Here is a 19,495-nt window from a genome sequence, read left to right on the forward strand (position 1 = left end):
TTCGTCGGGCGTCAGGCTTCCTGCTGTTGCTGCGCGTACTGAATGCGGTGCAGGTGGGCGTAGAGGCCATTATGCGCCAGCAGCTCCTGGTGAGCCCCCTGCTCCACGATCCGGCCGTGCTCGAGCACGACGATGCGGTCGGCGCGCTCGATGGTCGACAGACGGTGCGCGATCACCAGCGTGGTGCGGCCCTCCATCAACACTTCCAGCGCCGCCTGCACATGACGCTCCGACTCCGAATCCAGCGCCGAAGTCGCTTCGTCGAGAATCAGGATCGGGGCGTCCTTGTAGATGGCGCGCGCGATCGCCAGACGCTGACGCTGGCCGCCCGACAGGCGCATGCCATTATCGCCGACGAGGGTCTGCACCCCACCGGGCATGGCCTCGACCGCATCGACCAGGTTGGCTGCGCGCAAGGCCGCCTGCACCCGCGCCGCATCGACTTCCTGACCGTAGGCGACGTTCGCCGCGATGGTGTCGTTGAACAGCACCACGTCCTGGCTCACGAACGCGATCTGGCTGCGCAGATCGGCCAGACGCAGATCGGCGAGCGGAATGTCGTCGAGCAGGATCCGGCCCGCGGTCGGATCGAAGAAACGCGGCACCAGATTGACGAGGGTCGTCTTGCCGCTGCCCGACGGGCCGACCAGCGCGACCATCTCGCCGGGGGCGACGTTGAGCGAAATCCGGTCGAGCGTCGGGCGCTCGCTCGCGCCGTAATGGAAACTCACCTGATCGAACGTCACGCGTCCCTTGGCGCGTTCGAGCGTGCGCTCGCCGCCGGCAGGCTCCACTTCGACGTCCATCACTTCGAAAATCAGCTCGGCGGCCGTCACGCCGCGCTGCAGCGGCTGATTGACGTCCATCAGATGCTTGAGCGGCGAGACCACGAGCAGCAGCGCCGTGACGAAGGCCGTGAAGCCCCCCACGGTCATCTCGCCCGACGACGATTCGATCATCGCCACCGTGATGACGACGGCCAGCGCGAGCGACGCCAGCGCCTGCGTGACCGGCTGCGCCAGACCGCCGGACACCGTCACGCGCATGGCATAACCGCGCAGCTTGCTGGTCATCCTGTCGAAACGCGTCTTCTCGTACTCTTCGCCGTTGTGAATCTTCACGACCTTGTAGCCGCCCACCGCCTCTTCGACCACGTACGACAGTGCGTTGGTAAGCGTTTGCTGCTCGCGGTTCAGGCGACGCAAGCGCCGGTTGATCCTGCTGACCAGCCAGCCGATGAGCGGCAGAATGACGGCGACGACCAGCGTCAGGCGCCAGTTCAGATAGAACAGGTAACCCAGCAGGCCGACGACCGTGAGCGAATCGCGCACCAGCGTGATGAGCACCGTGGTCAGCACGCCGAGCACCTGATTGACTTCGAAGACGATGGCGTTGATGAGAGTACTGGTCGTCTCGCGCTGGTAGAACGCCGCGGGCGCGCGCAGCAGGCGCTCGAACATCCGCACGCGCAGATCGAGCAGCACGCGGTTCGAGACCCAGGAGAGCATGTAGTTGGCGGCGTATTGCGCCAGCCCGCGCACGACGGCAAGGCCGATGACCGCGGCAGGCACGTACCACAGCTTCCACGGGTCGCCGCCCGAGAAGCCCTTGTCCAGCACCGGCTTGAGGACTGCCGGAATGGCCGCTTCGGTCCCCGCCACGAGCGCCATGGCGACGACGGCCAGCAGGCCCATGTACCAGTACGGCTGAAGATAGCCCAGCAGACGTCGCAGAATCGGTCCGGCGGGCTTGTGCGGTGCGCTCATGTAAATGGGGGACGGCGGAAAAACCGCTATTCTAACGTACCGGACGCCTGCGCCGGGACGCGTCCGAGGCCGCCTCGGACGCCACAGCAAAATTCCCCACAATCCCCGCAAGCCCCGTGCTTTTCGGGGATCCTGGCGCGCCGGAGCCCCGGGGGAACCGGTATACTCCCGGCCATGGCAAGCGCACTCGAAGTCCTCCGAACCGTATTCGGCTATAACGCATTCCGTGGCGATCAGGCCGCCATCGTCGACCATGTGGCCGACGGGGGCGACGCCCTCGTCCTCATGCCCACGGGCGGCGGCAAGTCGCTCTGCTACCAGATTCCCGCCCTGCTGCGCCCGGGCATCGGCATCGTGGTCTCGCCCCTCATCGCGCTCATGCAGGACCAGGTCGACGCGCTGCTGCAAGCGGGGGTGCGCGCCGCCTATCTCAATTCCAGCCTCGGGTTCGACGAGGCGCTCGACACCGAGCGCCGTGCGGCGCGCGGCGAGCTCGACCTGCTCTATGTCGCGCCCGAGCGGTTGCTGACCGACCGTTTCCTCGATCTGCTCGACCGGCTCGACGAACGCGGGCAACTGGCGCTGTTCGCCATCGACGAGGCACACTGCGTGTCCCAGTGGGGGCACGACTTCCGTCCCGAATACATCCAGCTCTCGGCACTGCACGAGCGTTATCCGCGAGTGCCGCGCATCGCGCTCACGGCCACGGCCGATGCCGCCACCCGCGACGAAATTCAGACGCGGCTGGGCCTGACCGAAGCGCGTCTGTTCGTGTCGAGCTTCGACCGTCCGAACATTCGCTACGAGATCGTCGACCGGGACAATCCGCGCAAGCAGTTGCTGGCCTTTCTCGGACGGCATCGGGGCGAGGCGGGTATCGTCTATTGCCTGTCGCGCAAGAAAGTGGAAGAAACCGCCGCGTGGCTGGAGACGCAGGGCATTCCAGCGCTGCCGTACCACGCCGGGCTCGACGCCGAAGTGCGCCGCGCGCACCAGCAACGCTTCCTGCGCGAGGAAGGGTTGGTCATGGCGGCAACCGTGGCGTTCGGCATGGGCATCGACAAGCCGGACGTGCGTTTCGTTGCGCACCTGGACCTGCCCAAGAGCCTGGAAGCCTACTACCAGGAAACCGGGCGTGCCGGGCGCGACGGCGAACCGGCCGAAGCCTGGATGACCTACGGACTCAACGACGTCGTGGTGCATCGCAGCCGTATCGACGAATCGAACGCATCCGAATTGCAAAAGCGCATCGAGCGCCAGAAGCTCGACGCCCTGCTCGGCTACTGCGAAGCTCCGCGTTGCCGCCGCACCGTGTTGCTGTCGTATTTCGGCGAGACGAGCAAGCCTTGCGGCAACTGCGACGTCTGTCTCAATCCGCCCGAGGTGTACGACGGGACCGTCGCGGCCCAGAAAGCGCTCTCGGCGATCCTGCGCACGGGCCAGCGCTTCGGCGCCGGGCATCTGGTCGACGTGCTGCGCGGGCGAAGCACGGACAAGGTCCGTCAATTCGGACACGAGAGTCTGCCGACGTTCGGCGTGGGCGGAGAGCTCGACGATCAGGGCTGGCGGTCGGTATTTCGTCAACTGATCGCGCACGGCATCATCGAGCCGGACAGCAGCCAGTACGGCGCGCTGACGCTCAACGCGGCGGCACGCCCCGTGCTCAAGGGCGAGACGACGCTGTCGCTGCGACGGCAGCGCGTGGCGGCGGGCAAGAAGAGCCGCTTTGCCGGCTATGCGTCGTCACCGGCCATCGAGCTCGATCCCGCCGATCAGCAACTGTTCGACAAGCTGCGCGCCTGGCGGCAGGACATCGCCAAGACGCAACAGGTGCCCGCTTACGTTATCCTTCACGACCGGACGCTGCGCGAACTCGCCCAGCGCCGCCCGAGGCATCGCGAAGGTCTGGCCGACATTACCGGACTGGGCGAAGCGAAGATCGAACGCTACGGCGAAGCGCTCGTGGCGCTGCTGAACGCCTAGGCGACATCCGGCGAGGCCGCCGCGATCGTTGCCGTCATTTCGTGAGTATTCATGACCGAAGCCACTTCGCCCGCGGCTCAGGCGCCGCAACTGCCGCTCACCGTGACGATTCTCACGCGCAACGAGCGGCATAACATCGCCGAGTGCATTGCATCGGTGAGGGCGGTCGCGTCCCAGATCGTGGTGGTCGACAACGCGAGCACCGACGGCACGGCGGACCTCGCGCGCGCGGCAGGCGCCGAAGTCCACGTCACGCCCGACTGGCCCGGCTTCGGCCCACAGAAGAATCGCGCGTTGTCGCACGCGACGCAGCCATGGGTGCTGTCGCTCGATGCCGACGAACGCGTCACGCCGGAACTCGCTGCCGACATCGCGTCGGCGATCGCACGGGGCGCTCACGCCGGCTATCGCATGCCGCGCCTGTCGCAGTTTCTCGGCCACTGGGTGCGGCACTGCGGCTGGTATCCCGACTATGTGGTGCGTCTGTTCCGGCGTGAGGCCGGCCGCTTCTCGGACAACCTTGTGCACGAGCGCGTGATTGTCGATGGCGAGCTCGGCACGCTCGCGCATCATCTCCTGCATTACAGCTATACCGAGGCGCGTCAGGTCGAAGACAAGGTGCAGCGTTACGCGCGCGCCGGCGCGAAGGAAATGGCGCAGCGCGGCAAACGCGTCTCGCCGCTCAAACCCTGGATCAACGGCGGGTGGGCGTTCGTTCGCACCTACTTGCTGCGCCGGGGCTTTCTCGACGGCGGCACGGGCGCGGCAATTGCCCGCATGAATGCACGAAGCGCATTTCTCAAGTACGCCCTGCTACGGCGCGGCGACGTCTGAGGCCGGCGCGATGCGCCGCCGAACACGAAAAAACGGACGCGCATGGCGTCCGTTTTTCGTTCCCCACGGTGTGTGCCGGCCGGCGAGCGCTCAGGCATGGATCCGTGGCCGCTGTTACTTGGCAAGCGCCCGCTTCACGCGCGAGCGGAACAGTTCCCAGCGCAGCTTCCCGTCGTCGACAGGCTCGGCCAGACGGCCGTCGCTTCCCACCGGGATCGGCTTGCCGCGACGCAGGTAGTAACGGTCGAAGATCGACTGCGTCATGCCCCATTTGCGCAAAAATTGCGTGCGCCCGTCGTTCTTCACGACCTTGCCGGTACTCTTGCACTGGAAGTGGTACACGAGGCTCGCGCCGACACCGATGAACCGGCGCGCGCCAGCGCCCCACATCTTCATCGAAAAGTCGTTGTCGCTGCTCATGCCCGGGCTCAATTCGGTGCTGTAGCCGCCCACGAGGAACCACCAGTCGCGATGTACGAGCGTCGGCGGCCAGGTCGCGCCGAACCAGTCCGGCTTGCGGTAGGTCGGCACCGTGGCGAGCAACGCCTGCTCGTCGAACGTATCCGCGTCGCGCCCGAAGTCCTGCACCAGCACGCACGGATTGCCCGTGTCGACGGGCTCGATCATCGTGCCCGAGAGCATGAACGCCTTGTCGGGCATTGCCTCCGCCCGGTCGAGCAGCGCGGTGTCCCAGCCCGGGCAGCAATACATGTCGTCGTTCAGATAGACGATGTACTTCTCGCGCGCCAGCGCTGCCGCCTGGTTCACTGCGTAGCAGATCCCGATGTTGTCCGGCGACGCCGTGTGCTCGATCCCCTCGGCGCGTACCCAGTCGAGGGTGCCGTCCGAACCGTCGTTCACATGCACGATGATCTGATGCGGCCGGCTCGAATTCCGGCGGATGCTGCGCACGCACAGCTGCAGCAAGGCAAGGTTGTTCCACGTCGGAACAATGATGGAGAACATCGGGATTTCCCTGTTGGATCGTCCGGGGAACGGCCTCGGGCCGCCCACCGGGGTTATGACATGAAGTCACTCGTGACATCGACGCGATACCGGCGAAGCGGTCGCGCAGGCCGCACCATGCATACCGCCCGAACGAGGCGCGACGCGCGCCCGCTCAGTAGATCACCTGTACCGAATCGGGCGTGAGCCACTGGCGGAGTTCGCCGAGCAGTTCGTCGCCGGGCTGCACCTTCCAGTCGTCGCCCAGACGCGACTCGCATTCGGCGTCGGGACGGCGATACACGATATGCACCGGCAGACCGGTCTGCTTGTCGCCATCGTCGTTGCCGTTGCCATTGCGGCGCCCGAAGCCGCCACCTCCACCGCCACCGTTATACCCGCCGCCACCGCCGCCATTGAACCCGTTGCCGGCATTCGTCGTGGCCGCCACGCGATACATCGTGCAGTGCGGTTGCAGGGTGGCGCGAAGGCGCGTCCAGTCGGCATTGCCGTTGAACGAGAGCTTGAGGGCGCGCGCGAATCGCGCACGCGCCCGGCCGAGATCCATCACGCTTTCCGTCGTGAAACGCAAGCCGCCCGTGAAACTGTCGGGGCGCGCATTGCCCTGCACGATCAGCAACTCGTCTTCCTTGAACAGGTGCTTGTTCGCCTCGAACTGCTCGTTGAAGATGGTGGCCTCGAGCGTGCCGGTGCCGTCGTCGAGCTGCACGATCACCATCTTGCCGCGCTGCGTCATCATCGTGCGCAAGCTGGAGATCACGCCGGCCACGAGCTTGTCGCGTCCGTCGGACAGGTCGCGAATGCGCGTTCGCACGAAGCGCCGCACTTCCTCCGCGTACGAATCGAACATGTGCCCCGACAGGTAGAAACCGAGCGCCTGCTTTTCCTCCTGCAGCTTGCGCTTGTCGGTCCATGCCGGCTCGTCCGCCAGTTCCAGCGGCGCTTGCAGGCTCTCGTCGCCGAGATCGAAGAGGCTCACCTGATTAGCCGCCGCGCTCGCCTGTTCGGCCGCTTCCATCGCGAGCGGCACCGAGACCATCAGTTGTGCACGGTTGTCGTGGATCGAGTCGAACGCACCGGCGCGAATCAGCGCTTCGATGGTGCGACGATTCACCACGCGGCGGTCGATGCGCGCGCAGAAGTCGAACAGATCGGTAAACGGCTTGCCTTCGCGCGCCCGCAGGATTTCTTCGATGGCCGACTGACCGCTGCCCTTGATCGCCCCCAGACCATAGCGCACGGTCTTCGTGTCGGCCGGCTCGAAACGGTAGGCCGAGACGTTCACATCCGGCGGCAGGACGCCCAGACCGTTGGCCAGGCAGTCGTCGTAAAGAATCTTGACCTTGTCCGTGTCGTCCATGGCCAAGCTCATGTTGGCGGCCATGAACGCGGCGGGATGGTGCGCCTTGAGCCATGCGGTGTAGTACGCCAGCAGGGCGTACGCGGCCGCGTGCGACTTGTTGAAGCCGTAGCCCGCGAACTTCTCCATCAAGTCGAAGATTTCGTCGGACTTCTCGCGCGAGAGGCCGTTCTTGGCAGCGCCCTGCGCGAAAATCTCGCGGTGCTGCGCCATTTCTTCGGCCTTCTTCTTGCCCATCGCGCGACGCAGCAGGTCGGCGCCACCGAGCGAATATCCGCCGATGATCTGCGCCATCTGCATCACCTGCTCCTGGTAGACCATGATGCCGTAGGTCTCCTGGAGCACCGGCTCGACGCGCGGGTCCGGATATTCCACCTTCTCGCGGCCATGCTTACGCGCGCAGAAGCTCGGAATCAGGTCCATCGGCCCTGGGCGATACAACGCCACGAGCGCGATGATGTCCTCGAAGCGGTCGGGCTGTGCGTCCTTGAGCATGCCCTGCATGCCGCGGCTTTCCAGCTGGAACACCGCCACCGTATTGGCTTTCTTGAGGATGCTGAACGCGGCCGGATCGGTGAGCGGAACCTGATCGAGCGACCAGTCCGCCATTTCCGGATGCAGACGCTTGATGTAGCGCTCGGCCCAGTTCAGGATCGTGAGCGTGGTCAGGCCCAGGAAGTCGAACTTCACGAGGCCGACGGCTTCCACGTCGTCCTTGTCGTACTGGCTCACCACGCCACTGGCGTCTTCGCCCGTGCCCTGCGTGTAGAGCGGGCAGAAGTCGGTGAGCTTGCCCGGGGCGATCAGCACGCCGCCCGCGTGCATGCCGACGTTACGGGTGAGGCCTTCCACACGTTGCGCCAGGTCGATGAGCTGCTTGACCTCGTCTTCTGTCTGATAGCGCTCGGCGAGTTGCGGCTCTTCCTTGAGCGCGTCGTCGATCGTGACGAGTTTGCCCGGCTTGAACGGAATCAGCTTGGAGATGCCGTCGACGAAGTTGTAGCCCAGATCGAGCACACGGCCGACGTCGCGCACGGCCGCCTTGGCCGCCATCGAACCGAAGGTGGCGATCTGCGACACGGCGTCCGCGCCGTACTTCTCCTTCACGTACTGGATGACGCGATCGCGCCCGTCCTGGCAGAAGTCGATGTCGAAGTCGGGCATCGACACACGTTCCGGATTCAGGAAGCGCTCGAACAGCAGGTTGTACTTGAGCGGGTCGAGGTCCGTGATGCCGAGCGCGTAGGCGACGAGCGAGCCTGCCCCCGAGCCCCGGCCTGGGCCGACCGGCACACCGTTGTTCTTCGCCCACTGGATGAAGTCGGCCACGATCAGGAAGTAGCCGGGGAAGCCCATCTTGATGATCGTGCCGGTCTCGAAGTCGAGCCGCTTGTAATAATCGGTGCGCTGCTTGTCGCGCTCGGCTTCGTCGGGGAAGAGCTGCGCAAGACGCGTCTCCAGCCCTTCCTTGGACAGATGCACGAGATAGTCGTCGAGCGACATGCCGTCCGGCGTGGGGAACAGCGGCAGCTTCGGCTTGCCGAGCTCGAGCGTGACGTTGCACCGCTTGGCGATCTGGACGCTGTTGGCAATCGCCGACGGCACGTCCTCGAACGCGGCGATCATCTCGTCCTGCGTGCGGAAACGCTGATCCTGCGTGAAGCGGCGTACACGTCGTGCATTGCCGAGGATTTCGCCCTCCGAGATACACACGCGCGCTTCGTGCGCGGTGAAATCGTCGGCCGTCATGAACTGGATCGGATGCGTGGCAACGACCGGCAGGCCCGCCTTCGCGGCCAGTTGCACCGCCTGCTGCACGTAGGCTTCCATGCCGGGCTGGCCCGTGCGCTGCAGCTCGATGTAGTACGCCCCCGGAAATACGCTCGCCCAGTGCTGCGCGCACTGCAGCGCCAGCGCCGGGTTGCCGGCGGCCAACGCCGCGCCGACATCGCCCATCTGCGCCCCGGACAGGGCCAGCAGGCCGGCGGCGAGACCGTCCGCCTGGAGCCACGACGCTTCGAGCTCCGCGCGCCCGCGCCACTGGTTACCCAGCCACGCCTTGGAAAGCAACTGGCACAGGTTCAGATAGCCTTGCTTGTTGCGCGCGAGCAGCAGCAGCCGCGTCGGCTTGTCGCGATCGGCGGGATTCGTGATCCAGGCGTCGCAGCCGATGATCGGCTTGACGCCCTTGCCGCGGGCTTCCTTGTAGAAACGGATGGCGCCGAACATGTTCGCGAGATCGGTCAGCGCGAGCGCGCCCTGACCGTCCTTGGCGGCGGCCTTGACGATGTCGTCGAGCCGCACGATGCCATCGGCGATCGAATATTCGGAGTGAAGACGGAGGTGGACGAAGCGGGGTTCTGACATGGCCGGTATTGTACCGCGACGCCCTCCCCTTGATCGCGTCCGGATGTTCGTGAATCGGCAACGGAAGCCGGGCGCTCCGGGGTGGAGCGAATTTGCGCCAGATCAACGGCGGTTCGGGCTCGAATCGGGGCGAGTCGGCACGATATCGGCGATAATGGCGGATTATCGTTTCACGCTTTTGCGTTTTCCCGTTGCCATGTCCATCGTCAATATCGCTGCGTACAAGTTCGTCACGCTCGACGACATCGCGACCCTGCGTCCGGCGCTGCTCGAACGCTGCCAGGCGCTCGACCTCAAGGGCACGATCCTGCTCGCGCCCGAGGGGATCAATCTGTTCCTGGCCGGCGCGCGCGAGGCCATCGACGCCTTCCTCGCCGGCCTGCGCGCCGACGCCCGCTTCGCCGACCTCGCGGTCAAGGAAAGCCTGTCGGACACGCAGCCCTTCCGTCGCATGCTGGTCCGCCCGAAGAAGGAGATCATCACGATGAAGATGCCGGTCATCAAGCCGGCCGACGGACGCGCACCGGGTGTCGACCCCGCCACGCTCAAGCGTTGGCTCGACGCCGGCCACGACGACGACGGCCGCCCCGTCGTGATGCTCGACACGCGCAACGACTTCGAAGTGGATGTCGGCACGTTCGACAATGCCGTCGACTACCGGCTGACGAAGTTCTCTGAATTCCCTGACGTCATCGCCGCGCATCGCGCCGACTTCGAGGGCAAGACCATCGTCTCGTTCTGCACCGGCGGCATCCGTTGCGAGAAGGCGGCGATCTACATGCGCGACATCGGCCTCGAACATACGTATCAGCTCGACGGCGGCATTCTGAAATATTTCGAGGACGTGGGTGGCGCGCACTATCAGGGCGACTGCTTCGTTTTCGACTACCGCACGGCGCTCACGCCCGAGCTCGCGCCCTCGGCGACCAGGCAGTGCTTCGCCTGCCGCGCCGTGGTGACCGTCGAGGATCAGCGCAGCCCCGACTACGTCGAGGGCGAGCACTGCCCGGCCTGTGTCGGCAGCGAGCGTGGTGCGGCCGGCGCCACCCCGGCTGCCGCCGCTCGATGACGGCCTGACGTCGTCACGCCGAGATGCAAGCGCCGGCGTCCAGCGAGGCACGAGATCCCATGACACGGACTTACCGGGGCCGCTTCGCCCCCTCGCCCACCGGGCCGCTGCATCGCGGCTCGCTCGTCACCGCACTGGCCAGTTGGCTCGACGCGCGCGCGCACGATGGCGTGTGGATCGTGCGCATGGAAGATCTCGACGAGCCACGCTGCGTTCCTGGCGCGGCCGATGACATTCTCGTCACCCTTGCCCGGCTCGGTCTGCATTCCGACGAGCCCGTCGCATGGCAAAGTCGGCGCCACGCGTTCTACGACGCCGCACTCACCTCGCTCACCGCCCGCGGACTGGTGTATCCCTGCGGCTGCACGCGCCGCGAGATCGCCGATTCGCTCACGCGCGTCCATGCACGCCACAGCACGCTAGCCTACCCCGGCACCTGCCGCGATGGGCTGCACGGCAGACCCGCGCGCGCCTGGCGTCTGCGCGTGCCCGATGGCGCTGCGGCGCGCGTGACGTTCGAGGATCGCTGGATGGGGGCGCAGACGCAGGATCTCGCGACGGAAGTCGGCGACTTCGTGCTCAAACGCGCGGACGGGCAATGGGCCTATCAACTGGCCGTGGTCGTGGATGACGAGGATCAGCGCATCACGGACATCGTACGCGGCGCCGATCTACTCGATTCGACGGCGCGCCAGATATATCTCCAGCAGTGCCTCGAGGTGCCGACGCCCCGCTACCTGCATGTGCCGCTGGTGATGGCAGACGATGGCGAAAAGCTCAGCAAGCAAAACGGCGCGGCGCCGCTCGCACTGGACAACCCCGAAGCCGTGCTGAACGCCTTGAAGGCGTCGGCCCGGCATCTCGGATTGCCAGCGGCGCTCGCCGACATCTCGCATCGCGACGATTTCTTCGCTGCGGCCACGGCCGCGTGGCGTGAGCAACGCGTACAACACGGACGCTGAACGGTCAGCCTCCTCGCCGCTCCCCCTCGCAACCGACCGTCCCCAATGAAAAAGCCAGCGCAATTCACGCTGGCTTTTTCGTTTCGACGCGCCAAAATGCCCGGCGCGCGGCTTGCCTCGTCAGTGACTCGCCTTACGCGGGAAACCGGCGAGCAAGGCGGCGACCTGCCGCTTCGGGGCTTTCTCCGGGATCGCGCCGAACGCGGTCGGTGCGCCGGCATCCGGCTGCGAATGCGCGTCGCGCTGCGACTGCCCCGCCGAGGGCGACGGTTCGTACGGCTTGTAGAAGAACTCGTCCTCCGGACGCACGCGGCGCGGCGCCGTGCCGCCGCCGCGGCTTGCGCGCAAGCCTTCATGGCGGCCATGGCGTTCGTTTCGTTCGCTCCGATCGCTGCGTTCGTAGCGATCGCCACGGTCGTCGCGCGAACGGCTGCGGCGCTCGAGTACCAATTCGCCGCGCTTGAGCTCGCGCTTGATCAGCTTCTCGATTTCCACGAGTTGCTTGCGCTCATCCGGGGCACACAGCGACAGCGCCTCGCCCGACGCACCCGCACGACCCGTGCGCCCGATACGGTGCACGTAGTCTTCCGGGTTGTACGGCAGGTCATAGTTGATCACGCCCGGCAGATCGGAGATGTCCAGGCCGCGTGCCGCCACGTCGGTGGCGACAAGCGCGCGAATACCGCCCTGCTTGAACGCCTCGAGCGCCTGCATGCGCTCGTTTTGCGACTTGTCGCCGTGGATGGCCGCCGTCACGATGCCGTCGCGCTCGAGCTGACGCGCCAGACGGCTCGCGCCGATCTTGCTGTTGACGAACACGATCACCTGCTTGAGGTCGCGCTCGTTGAGGATCTGGACCACGGCTGCGCGCTTGTCGTCTTCATCCACTTCGTAGACGACCTGCTCCACCGTGTCGGCCGTGGCATTGCGACGCGCGACCTCGATGGTGACCGGGTTGGTGAGATAGCTCGAAGCGAGCTTCTTGATTTCGTTCGAGAACGTTGCCGAGAACAGCAGCGTCTGACGTTGTTTGGGCAGCAGATTCAGAATGCGCTGAAGATCGGGCAGGAAGCCCATGTCCAGCATGCGGTCGGCCTCGTCGAGCACGAGCATCTTGACCTGGCTCAGATTCACCGTCTTCTGCTCGACGTGATCGAGCAGGCGGCCCGGCGTGGCGATCAGGATCTCGACGCCGCGGCGCAGAACATCCTTCTGCGGATTCATGTCGACGCCGCCGAACACCACGGTATTGCGCAGCGGTGTGTGCGCCGCATAAAGACGTACGTTGTCGGCGACCTGATCGGCGAGTTCGCGCGTGGGCGTGAGGATCAGCGCGCGCACCGGGTGGCGGGCGGGCGATGCACTCGTGTTGGCGTCGGGCAGCAGGCGCTGGATGATCGGCAGCGAGAAGCTCGCGGTCTTGCCTGTCCCCGTTTGTGCGGCGCCCATCACGTCGCGACCGGACAACACCACCGGAATGGCCTGCGCCTGAATCGGCGTCGGCTGGGTGTAGCCCTGCTCGGCAATGGCCCGCAAGATGTCCGCATGTAGCCCAAAGCTATCGAAGCCGGGGGTCGGAACAGCATTTACATCAGCCATGATGAAGGGACATCTCTTTTAAAAAACGGGGGCCGCCACGCGGAAGGATTCCGCATCAAAGCTCACTCGCGAAGATTCAAGGGGCGCTGCGCGCCATGCTCGGGGCTGGCGCAAGAGGGGCCTGTCAGGGGACAGAAGCGTCGGGCACCGCCGGACCAGGGTGGTCGTCAAGAAGCGAAACAACCGCGATTCTAACACTTGCGCGAGACCAACGTGTGACAGTCGCCCCGGCAGGGCCGTATCAGCGGCCCGCGCCGGCGTTTGCACGCTTCTCGGATTCGCGCGTTTTGCCGGCTTTACCGTCGCGCCCGGTCAGCTTGGCAGCCCCGGCGTTGGCCGATTTGCCCGCCTGCGCGGCGCGCTGGCGGCTGGCGTAGCGCTGTGCGAGAACCGCACAGACCATGAGCTGCATCTGGTGGAACAGCATCAGCGGCAGCACGATCGCGCCCAGCGGCCCGGTGGCGAACAGCACTTTCGCCATCGGAATGCCGCTCGCCAAGCTCTTCTTCGAGCCACAGAAGACGATGGTGATTTCATCCTCGCGCGAAAAACCGAGCCAGCGCGCCGAATAAGTCGTGAACGCGAGCATGATCACCAGGATCACCGCGCAGCAGCCGAGCAGTCCGAGCAACGCGAGCGGCGGGATCTGATGCCACAGTCCGGTGTTCACGGCTTCGCTGAACGCCGTGTAGACGACCAGCAGGATCGAGCCCTGATCGACGAACTTGAGCAGCGCACGGTTGCGCTCGACCCACCCGCCAATGGCCTTGCGCGCGAGTTGCCCCGCGATGAAGGGCACGAGCAGTTGCAACATGATGTTGCCGATCGAGTCGAACGGCGACGCCCCGGTGTTGCCGTCGTGATGCACGACGACCAGACCCACGAGCACCGGCGTGATGAAGATGCCGAACAGGCTCGACGCCGATGCGCTGCAAACGGCCGCAGGCACGTTGCCGCGCGCGATCGACGTGAAGGCGATGGCCGACTGCACCGTGGCAGGCAGCGTGCACAGGAACAGAATGCCCAGGTAGAGCTCGGGCGTGACCGTCCACGAGAGCACCGGCTTGAGCGCCATGCCCACGATCGGAAACACGGCGAACGTGCTGGCGAACACCAGCAGGTGCAGGCGCCAGTGCGTGGCGCCGGCGAGCACGGCCTCGCGCGAGAGCTTCGCGCCGTGCAGGAAGAACAAGGCGGCAATCGCCACGTTGGTGAGCAGGTTGAAGGCGACTTCGCCCTCGCCGTGCGCCGGCAGGAAGCTGGCGAGCACGACGGTCGCCACCAGCATCAACGTGAAATTGTCGGGAAGGAAACGCGGTCTGGACATCGTCGATCTCGAATGCTGCAGTCGAATGCAATAGAAAAGACAAAGCCCGTCCGCAAGCCGCTCGACGCCGCGGCATGGGGGCCACCGGCGTTACCGTTGGTACCGTCGTCGATCGACGGGCGATCGAACAGAACCGGAAGTGTGTGCTCGCGATACGGGTTTTTACGTATTAGAGCGCAAGGGCAGTTAAAATACAAATTCATTTAAAAAATTTATTCATACCAATTACGCATGAATATCTCGCTGCGCCAGCTCAAGGTGTTCCTCGCAGTGGCCGCGCACGGCAGCTTCAGCCGTGCCGGCGAGGACATCGGCCTCACTCAGCCGGCCGTCAGCCGCTGTATCCGCGAACTTGAACAGGAACTCGGTCTCAAGCTGGTGGACCGCACGACCCGCGAAGTCACGCTGACCGAAGTGGGCGCTAGCCTCTCCGCCACGCTCTCCCGGGTTCTGGACGATCTGGAGAGCGCCCTGCGCGACACGCACGGCCTGGCCGAGGAGCGACGCGGGCGGGTGCGAGTGGCCAGCGCACCGACCATTTCGGCCAACCTCATGCCCGAGTGCATCTCGGCGTGCGCGGCCCGCTACCCGGACATCACCCTCATGCTGCGCGACCAGGTGCAGACGCTCGCGACCGACAGCGTGCGCCACGGCGAGGTGGACTTCGGGGTGATCGTCGCCTCGGAAGGCACCGACGATCTGGTCGGGGAGCCCATCATGGTCGAGCCCTTCCTCGTGGTGTGCGACCGCTCACATCGCTTCGCCCGGCAGACGCAGGTGACATGGAAGGAGCTCAACGGCGAGAAACTGGTGCTGCTCGATTACGCATCGGGCAGCCGTCCGCTCATCGACCGCGCGCTGGCCGAGCACGGCGCGTATTGTCAGGTGGTGCAGGAGGTCGGGCACGCCGTCACCGTGTTTCGGATGATCGAGGCGGGCATTGGCATCAGCATCGTACCGGCGCTGGCGCTGCCGACCATGCCGGGTATGCCGGAAAATGACGAGCGCCTCGCCGCCCTGCCCCTCGTGCCGCAGGTCGACCGCACGATCATGCTCGTGCGCCGCAAGAACCGGACGCTCTCGCCCGCCGCGCAATCCGTCTGGGAACTCATTCAGCAGATCACGGCCGGCACGCCCCAGTCGGGCCAATCAACCGGCAAAGCCTGACATCATGGGAAATACCGGCGGATATCGGTGTTTTTTCGTCTAGTTGCAAGAAATTCAACGAAATCAGCCGAATCGCAGCGAGGCATCGATGTCTCGAAGTGAGTGGTCACCTGCTACAATGATGGGGCGTCGACTCCCCGGGCGGGGAAGGTACGATAGGTGCGACAAGGACAAGAGCGCTTGCCCGGTCGATCGCGCTTCGACGCCGTGCCCGCGGCTTGCGGGCATTGTGTTTCCGATGCGGCGTCATGGACTTGTTCATCAAATACTTCAGCCCGCTGTGGCTCTTCCACGCGGCGGCCGATCTGTCGTTCTGGCAGCGGCATCAACTCGACGCCCGCATGCGGATCGTAAGTCGCTTCATGTGGCGATACGTCATGCGCTGGTGCGTAGTCAGCGCCGCGCTGCTCGCACCCGCGGCCACTCTGGCGCACGGCTTCGCCGCGACCGGCCTCGCGCTTGCCGGCGGCCTGTCGGCCTGTGTCACCGTCCTCATGGCTGCGCTCGCGCTCGGTTGCCTCATCGGTTCGCGACTTCGCTGAACGCTTCGGCGCTCAAGCCGGAAAAGCCCGCCGCCATGGCGGGCCTTTCGTTCAGTACGTCGACACTTCGAATCCGTCAGATCAACTTCAGATCCTTGAGCACGCTTCGGACGATGCGCACGCGCTTCGGCCCGTCGGCATCCGACTGTATATCGATGTTCAGGGCGATCATGGTGAGGTTGCCGTCACGCTCGAGCCAACCCACCCACCAGCCGATGTCGGGCTTCTTGTCGGTGAACCAGCCCGTCTTGCCGTGCAGCACGTAGTCGGCATTCGCTTCCACGATCGAGATGTTCCGCACGATGTCCTGCGAGCGCGCCGAGAACGGCAGCGTGCCCTTCGCCAAACGCTGCAGGAAGTCGACCTGTTCGCGCGCCGAAATCTGCAGGCTGTCGTCGACCCAATAGGTGTCCGCGGCGTGGCCGATCGTGCGATTGCCATAGCCCACCTCGTTGAGTTTGGCCTGCGCATACTGACGCGGGATCTTGTGCGAGAGGATCTGATAGCAAGGCAGACATGACACGCGGAACGCGTCCCGCAGGTTGAGCGCCGCGTTCCACGCCTTCATGCTACGCGGCTTGCCGTCCCAGGGAATGACTTCGCGTTCGTTGTCGATCGCCCCCGATTCGAGCGCCAGCAAGCTGTTGAAAATCTTGTAGGTTGATGCCGGCGACAGGCGCCGCTCGGCGCGCGCGGCGTCGTACGCCTGATAGGTCTGCGTGCGGCCGTCGAGCACGACGACGGTGCCTTTGACGCCTTCATCAGCAAAGTACTTCCCCCAATCGGCCCGCTCGGTGATATGTACGGAAGGGGGACGCACGGGTTCGGCGGCATGCCCCGGCGTTGCGAAGACCACGGGCGAGGCCAGCGCGCCAAGGATGCGCAACACGAGCGCGCCGCGCCGCCAGCGGGAGAATGTCTTTTTCATTTCGTTATCCTGAGTTCGGTGGGTGCCAGATCAAGATGACTGGCTGGAACACTGTCGACGATGCTGGCCAGGCACCTCTCTCGAAAGCGTTTGCAGCATAGTGTGCGTTTCGGCAGATGCAAAGTATCGCTACCGTAACTTTCGTAACCACCGTATCATCGGTCGCAATGGCGAATGTGGACTGCCTCGGGCGTCCGTCCAGCGGAGGCGTTCGGCGACGGCAGCAGCCAACTGCCGATGCGCGTCGGCGCGGATGGTGCACGGGCGGAACACCAGTTGAGCGTGCCATGGCATCACGTCGATGCACGCTGTCGCGAGCCGCATGCGTCGTCACACGCCGTCGCACGTCGTCGCCTGTTGCTTTTCAACATTGCCTAACCCCCTAGCTGACACGTACCGCCATGACCGACCCGCTCACGCAGCGCCAGTCTCCCGCCGACACCCGCGAGCGCTTGCTGGTACGCCTCGACGCACCGCAGAAAGTCGGCGGCGAGCCGGTGCGATATCAGAGCCTGTGGTTGCTGATGCGCGTCTACTTCGCGGCGCGCTACGAAAGTGCGCCCGTCTCGCTCGCGTCGCTCAAGATCCGTTTCGGGCAGTCTGGCGCCGCGGGGGACCTGCGCATGCTGATCAGCCGCGCATTCGCCGATTTCGCACGCTGGGGCGTGGCCGTCGGCTGGGGCGACGACCGGCAGGCGGACGTGCGTCTGCTGCCGACGCGCGGACGCAGCAAGGGACCGTTCTGGCTTGCCGCACACGACGTGTCGCGCATCGCCGTCATGGTCGGCGACACGCCGCCCGACGACCCGCGCCGCGACATCGCGGCCTTCCTCGGTCTGCCGCAGGACACCGCCCAGGGCAAGCCATCGCCCGCGCTCGACTACGTCATGCAGGACATCGCATTCTGGCATCACCTCACACTCGGCAAGCGCGATATGCAGGACGGCGTGTTCTTCGCACCGGAAGCCCCATCGCCGGGCGAGGCCCGCCGCCAGCGCACCGGCGCCATTCCGTCGTTTCACGCGGCCCAGGTGTGCGCCGTCGACGACGTGCAGCGCGGCATCGCGCTGCTTGCCGAGACCCTTGTGTGGCGCCGCATGGGCGACGGAGCTCGCACGCAGCGCTCGCTCGCCACGCTGGCGGCGACCTTCCATGCGAATCAGCCGGGTTCGCCGACATTGCGTGCCATGCACTGGATCGTGCAGGCATGGCAGGCGTACGCGTTGCGCGATGAGGCGGGCGCGTTCGCGCATCTGCAACGTATCGGCGACGACCCGTCGCTTGCCCCCTGTCTCGTCTACAACCCGCGCATTCGCTTCGAGACCCGCAATCTGCAAGCGCTACTGCACAAGTCGCGTGCCGCGCGTCCCGGGCCGATGCCCATACGGGCGCAGTCGGCCGCCGACGCGCTCGCCGCGTTTTCCGATGCGCTGCAAGCCGCATTCGAAGCCGACTCGATCGAGCTGGCGCAGCACGTCGCGGCGAACATCGGACTGTCGTTGTGGTTGTTCTGGCAGGAGGCGCTGATCGACCCTGGCAGGCGGCTCGCCGTCACCGAGGTGCAACGGCAATCGTTGCGCTGGATCGGTCTGTCGGAGTGGATTTGCGATCGCTTCGGCGTGGGCGGCAACTCCGTGTGGAACACGGTTTTTTTACTGCGCATTGCGCGCGGCGGGGTGCCTGCGCGGCGCGATCCCGACCTCGCGACGCTGCGCGCGAGCACGCCGCTGACGGTGGACGCCTTTCTCGACGCCGTACAGCCGTTCGGTGCGCCGTTCTCGCGCGCCAAAGGGTTCCGGCAGTGGACGGACGTGGTGGCGACGACGCTGGCCGATCACGAGGACGGACGCGTTCGTTTCGAGCCGTTGCAGCTCGCCAATCTATGGTTCGAGATGTTGTGGTTCGCCCTGCATCAGGACGGCGACTCGCCACAGGCACTGCACGCGGCCCGTTCGCTGGGACGTGTGCTGCCGATACTGCCGCCGCCCGACCGGCGCTTTTTCCGCGACGCGTTGCGGCTGATGCCGCGCGAATTCCAGCGCGAAGTCCGACTCGCCCGCTGAGCCCCGGCGCCGCCCTCGGGAACGGGCAAGCGCCCCCTGCCCGTACGGTTCAGCGCACGCCCTGCGGCGTCTTCGGCAACGGCGAGCGGAACGAAATGGCCAGACGATTCCACGCGTTGATGGTCGCGACCGCAAACGTCAGGTCGGCAATCTGCTTGTCGTCGTAGTGCGCACGCAAGTCGTTGAAGACGGCGTCCGGCACGTGGCCATCCTGCACGTTCGTGACGGCTTCGGTCCAGGCCAGCGCGGCACGCTCGGCCGGCGAGTACAGCTCGGTCTCGCGCCATGCATCGAGCAGATGCAGACGGCGCGGTTCGATGCCCATTTTCAGCGCGTCGGTCACATGCATGTCGATGCAGAATGCGCAGCCATTGAGTTGCGAGGCCCGCAGCCAGACCAGCTCGACCAGACCGTCGGGCAGACCGCAGTCGTGGAAGTACGCGCTCAGGGCGCCCAGTTGCTCGTAGGCCTGCGGGGATGCTTTGACGTAGTTGAGACGCATCATGAGTCGATTCTCCAGTCGGTTCGTAAAATGCCGCGGATTCGGCGCGCAAGTGCGGTG

The 19,495-nt window shown here is 65.6% G+C and carries 14 protein-coding genes; 7 read left to right on the forward strand and 7 right to left on the reverse strand.

The genetic code is table 11. The features are described 5' to 3' along the window. Positions 1-11 precede the first annotated feature (11 nt). Positions 12-1,766: a lipid A export permease/ATP-binding protein MsbA gene (msbA, locus tag RO07_RS19530; RefSeq protein ID WP_039405021.1), complete on the reverse strand. Its 1,755-nt coding sequence runs from the start codon at positions 1,764-1,766 to the stop codon at positions 12-14. 174 nt (positions 1,767-1,940) lie between these two features. Between msbA and recQ the strand changes: the two genes are divergently transcribed. Both recQ and RO07_RS19540 read left to right on the forward strand, forming a co-directional pair. Then, a complete protein-coding gene (gene recQ / locus RO07_RS19535) occupies positions 1,941-3,749 on the forward strand; it encodes a DNA helicase RecQ (RefSeq protein ID WP_039405023.1) in 1,809 nt (602 codons plus the stop codon). A 51-nt stretch (positions 3,750-3,800) separates the two neighbouring features. Next, complete coding sequence (locus RO07_RS19540; protein WP_237171303.1) at positions 3,801-4,583, forward strand: glycosyltransferase family 2 protein; 783 nt, start codon at positions 3,801-3,803, stop codon at positions 4,581-4,583. Positions 4,584-4,697: 114 nt separating this feature from the next. Here RO07_RS19540 and RO07_RS19545 read toward each other — a convergent pair whose 3' ends face one another. Together RO07_RS19545 and dnaE are read right to left on the reverse strand one after the other, a co-directional pair. Further along, the gene (locus RO07_RS19545) at positions 4,698-5,549 is read right to left on the reverse strand and encodes a glycosyltransferase family 2 protein (RefSeq protein ID WP_039405026.1); all 852 of its coding nucleotides are present in this window, start codon (positions 5,547-5,549) and stop codon (positions 4,698-4,700) included. 154 nt (positions 5,550-5,703) lie between these two features. Beyond that, positions 5,704-9,285, reverse strand: a complete 3,582-nt coding sequence (gene dnaE / locus RO07_RS19550; protein WP_115089061.1) for a DNA polymerase III subunit alpha — start codon at positions 9,283-9,285, stop codon at positions 5,704-5,706. A 187-nt stretch (positions 9,286-9,472) separates the two neighbouring features. Between dnaE and RO07_RS19555 the strand changes: the two genes are divergently transcribed. Together RO07_RS19555 and gluQRS are read left to right on the forward strand one after the other, a co-directional pair. Then, positions 9,473-10,345 carry a sulfurtransferase gene (locus tag RO07_RS19555; protein ID WP_039412934.1) on the forward strand — a complete coding sequence of 291 codons (873 nt, stop codon included), beginning with the start codon at positions 9,473-9,475 and terminating at the stop codon, positions 10,343-10,345. A 59-nt stretch (positions 10,346-10,404) separates the two neighbouring features. Beyond that, the gene (gene gluQRS / locus RO07_RS19560) at positions 10,405-11,307 is read left to right on the forward strand and encodes a tRNA glutamyl-Q(34) synthetase GluQRS (protein WP_039405032.1); all 903 of its coding nucleotides are present in this window, start codon (positions 10,405-10,407) and stop codon (positions 11,305-11,307) included. A 120-nt stretch (positions 11,308-11,427) separates the two neighbouring features. On the opposite strand, the gene RO07_RS19565 is transcribed toward gluQRS, so the two are convergent. Together RO07_RS19565 and RO07_RS19570 are read right to left on the reverse strand one after the other, a co-directional pair. Beyond that, entirely contained in the window at positions 11,428-12,906 is a 1,479-nt protein-coding gene (locus tag RO07_RS19565; RefSeq protein ID WP_039405034.1) for a DEAD/DEAH box helicase, read from the reverse strand. Positions 12,907-13,147: 241 nt separating this feature from the next. Then, positions 13,148-14,233 carry a bile acid:sodium symporter family protein gene (locus tag RO07_RS19570; RefSeq protein ID WP_039405038.1) on the reverse strand — a complete coding sequence of 362 codons (1,086 nt, stop codon included), beginning with the start codon at positions 14,231-14,233 and terminating at the stop codon, positions 13,148-13,150. A gap of 231 nt (positions 14,234-14,464) precedes the next feature. Between RO07_RS19570 and RO07_RS19575 the strand changes: the two genes are divergently transcribed. After that, positions 14,465-15,400: a LysR family transcriptional regulator gene (locus RO07_RS19575; RefSeq protein ID WP_039405039.1), complete on the forward strand. Its 936-nt coding sequence runs from the start codon at positions 14,465-14,467 to the stop codon at positions 15,398-15,400. A gap of 248 nt (positions 15,401-15,648) precedes the next feature. After that, a complete protein-coding gene (locus RO07_RS19580) occupies positions 15,649-15,942 on the forward strand; it encodes a hypothetical protein (RefSeq protein ID WP_039405041.1) in 294 nt (97 codons plus the stop codon). Positions 15,943-16,018: 76 nt separating this feature from the next. On the opposite strand, the gene RO07_RS19585 is transcribed toward RO07_RS19580, so the two are convergent. Then, positions 16,019-16,870, reverse strand: a complete 852-nt coding sequence (locus RO07_RS19585) for an OXA-62 family carbapenem-hydrolyzing class D beta-lactamase OXA-156 (protein WP_052266736.1) — start codon at positions 16,868-16,870, stop codon at positions 16,019-16,021. Positions 16,871-17,271: 401 nt separating this feature from the next. Here RO07_RS19585 and RO07_RS19595 point away from each other — a divergent pair, with 401 nt between their 5' ends. Further along, complete coding sequence (locus tag RO07_RS19595; protein WP_052266737.1) at positions 17,272-18,933, forward strand: hypothetical protein; 1,662 nt, start codon at positions 17,272-17,274, stop codon at positions 18,931-18,933. Positions 18,934-18,982: 49 nt separating this feature from the next. Here the strand turns inward: RO07_RS19595 and RO07_RS19600 are convergent, their stop codons facing one another. Then, a complete protein-coding gene (locus RO07_RS19600; RefSeq protein WP_039412940.1) occupies positions 18,983-19,438 on the reverse strand; it encodes a carboxymuconolactone decarboxylase family protein in 456 nt (151 codons plus the stop codon). Positions 19,439-19,495 lie beyond the last annotated feature (57 nt).

Source organism: Pandoraea pulmonicola, from assembly GCF_000815105.2.
Taxonomy (GTDB): domain Bacteria; phylum Pseudomonadota; class Gammaproteobacteria; order Burkholderiales; family Burkholderiaceae; genus Pandoraea; species Pandoraea pulmonicola.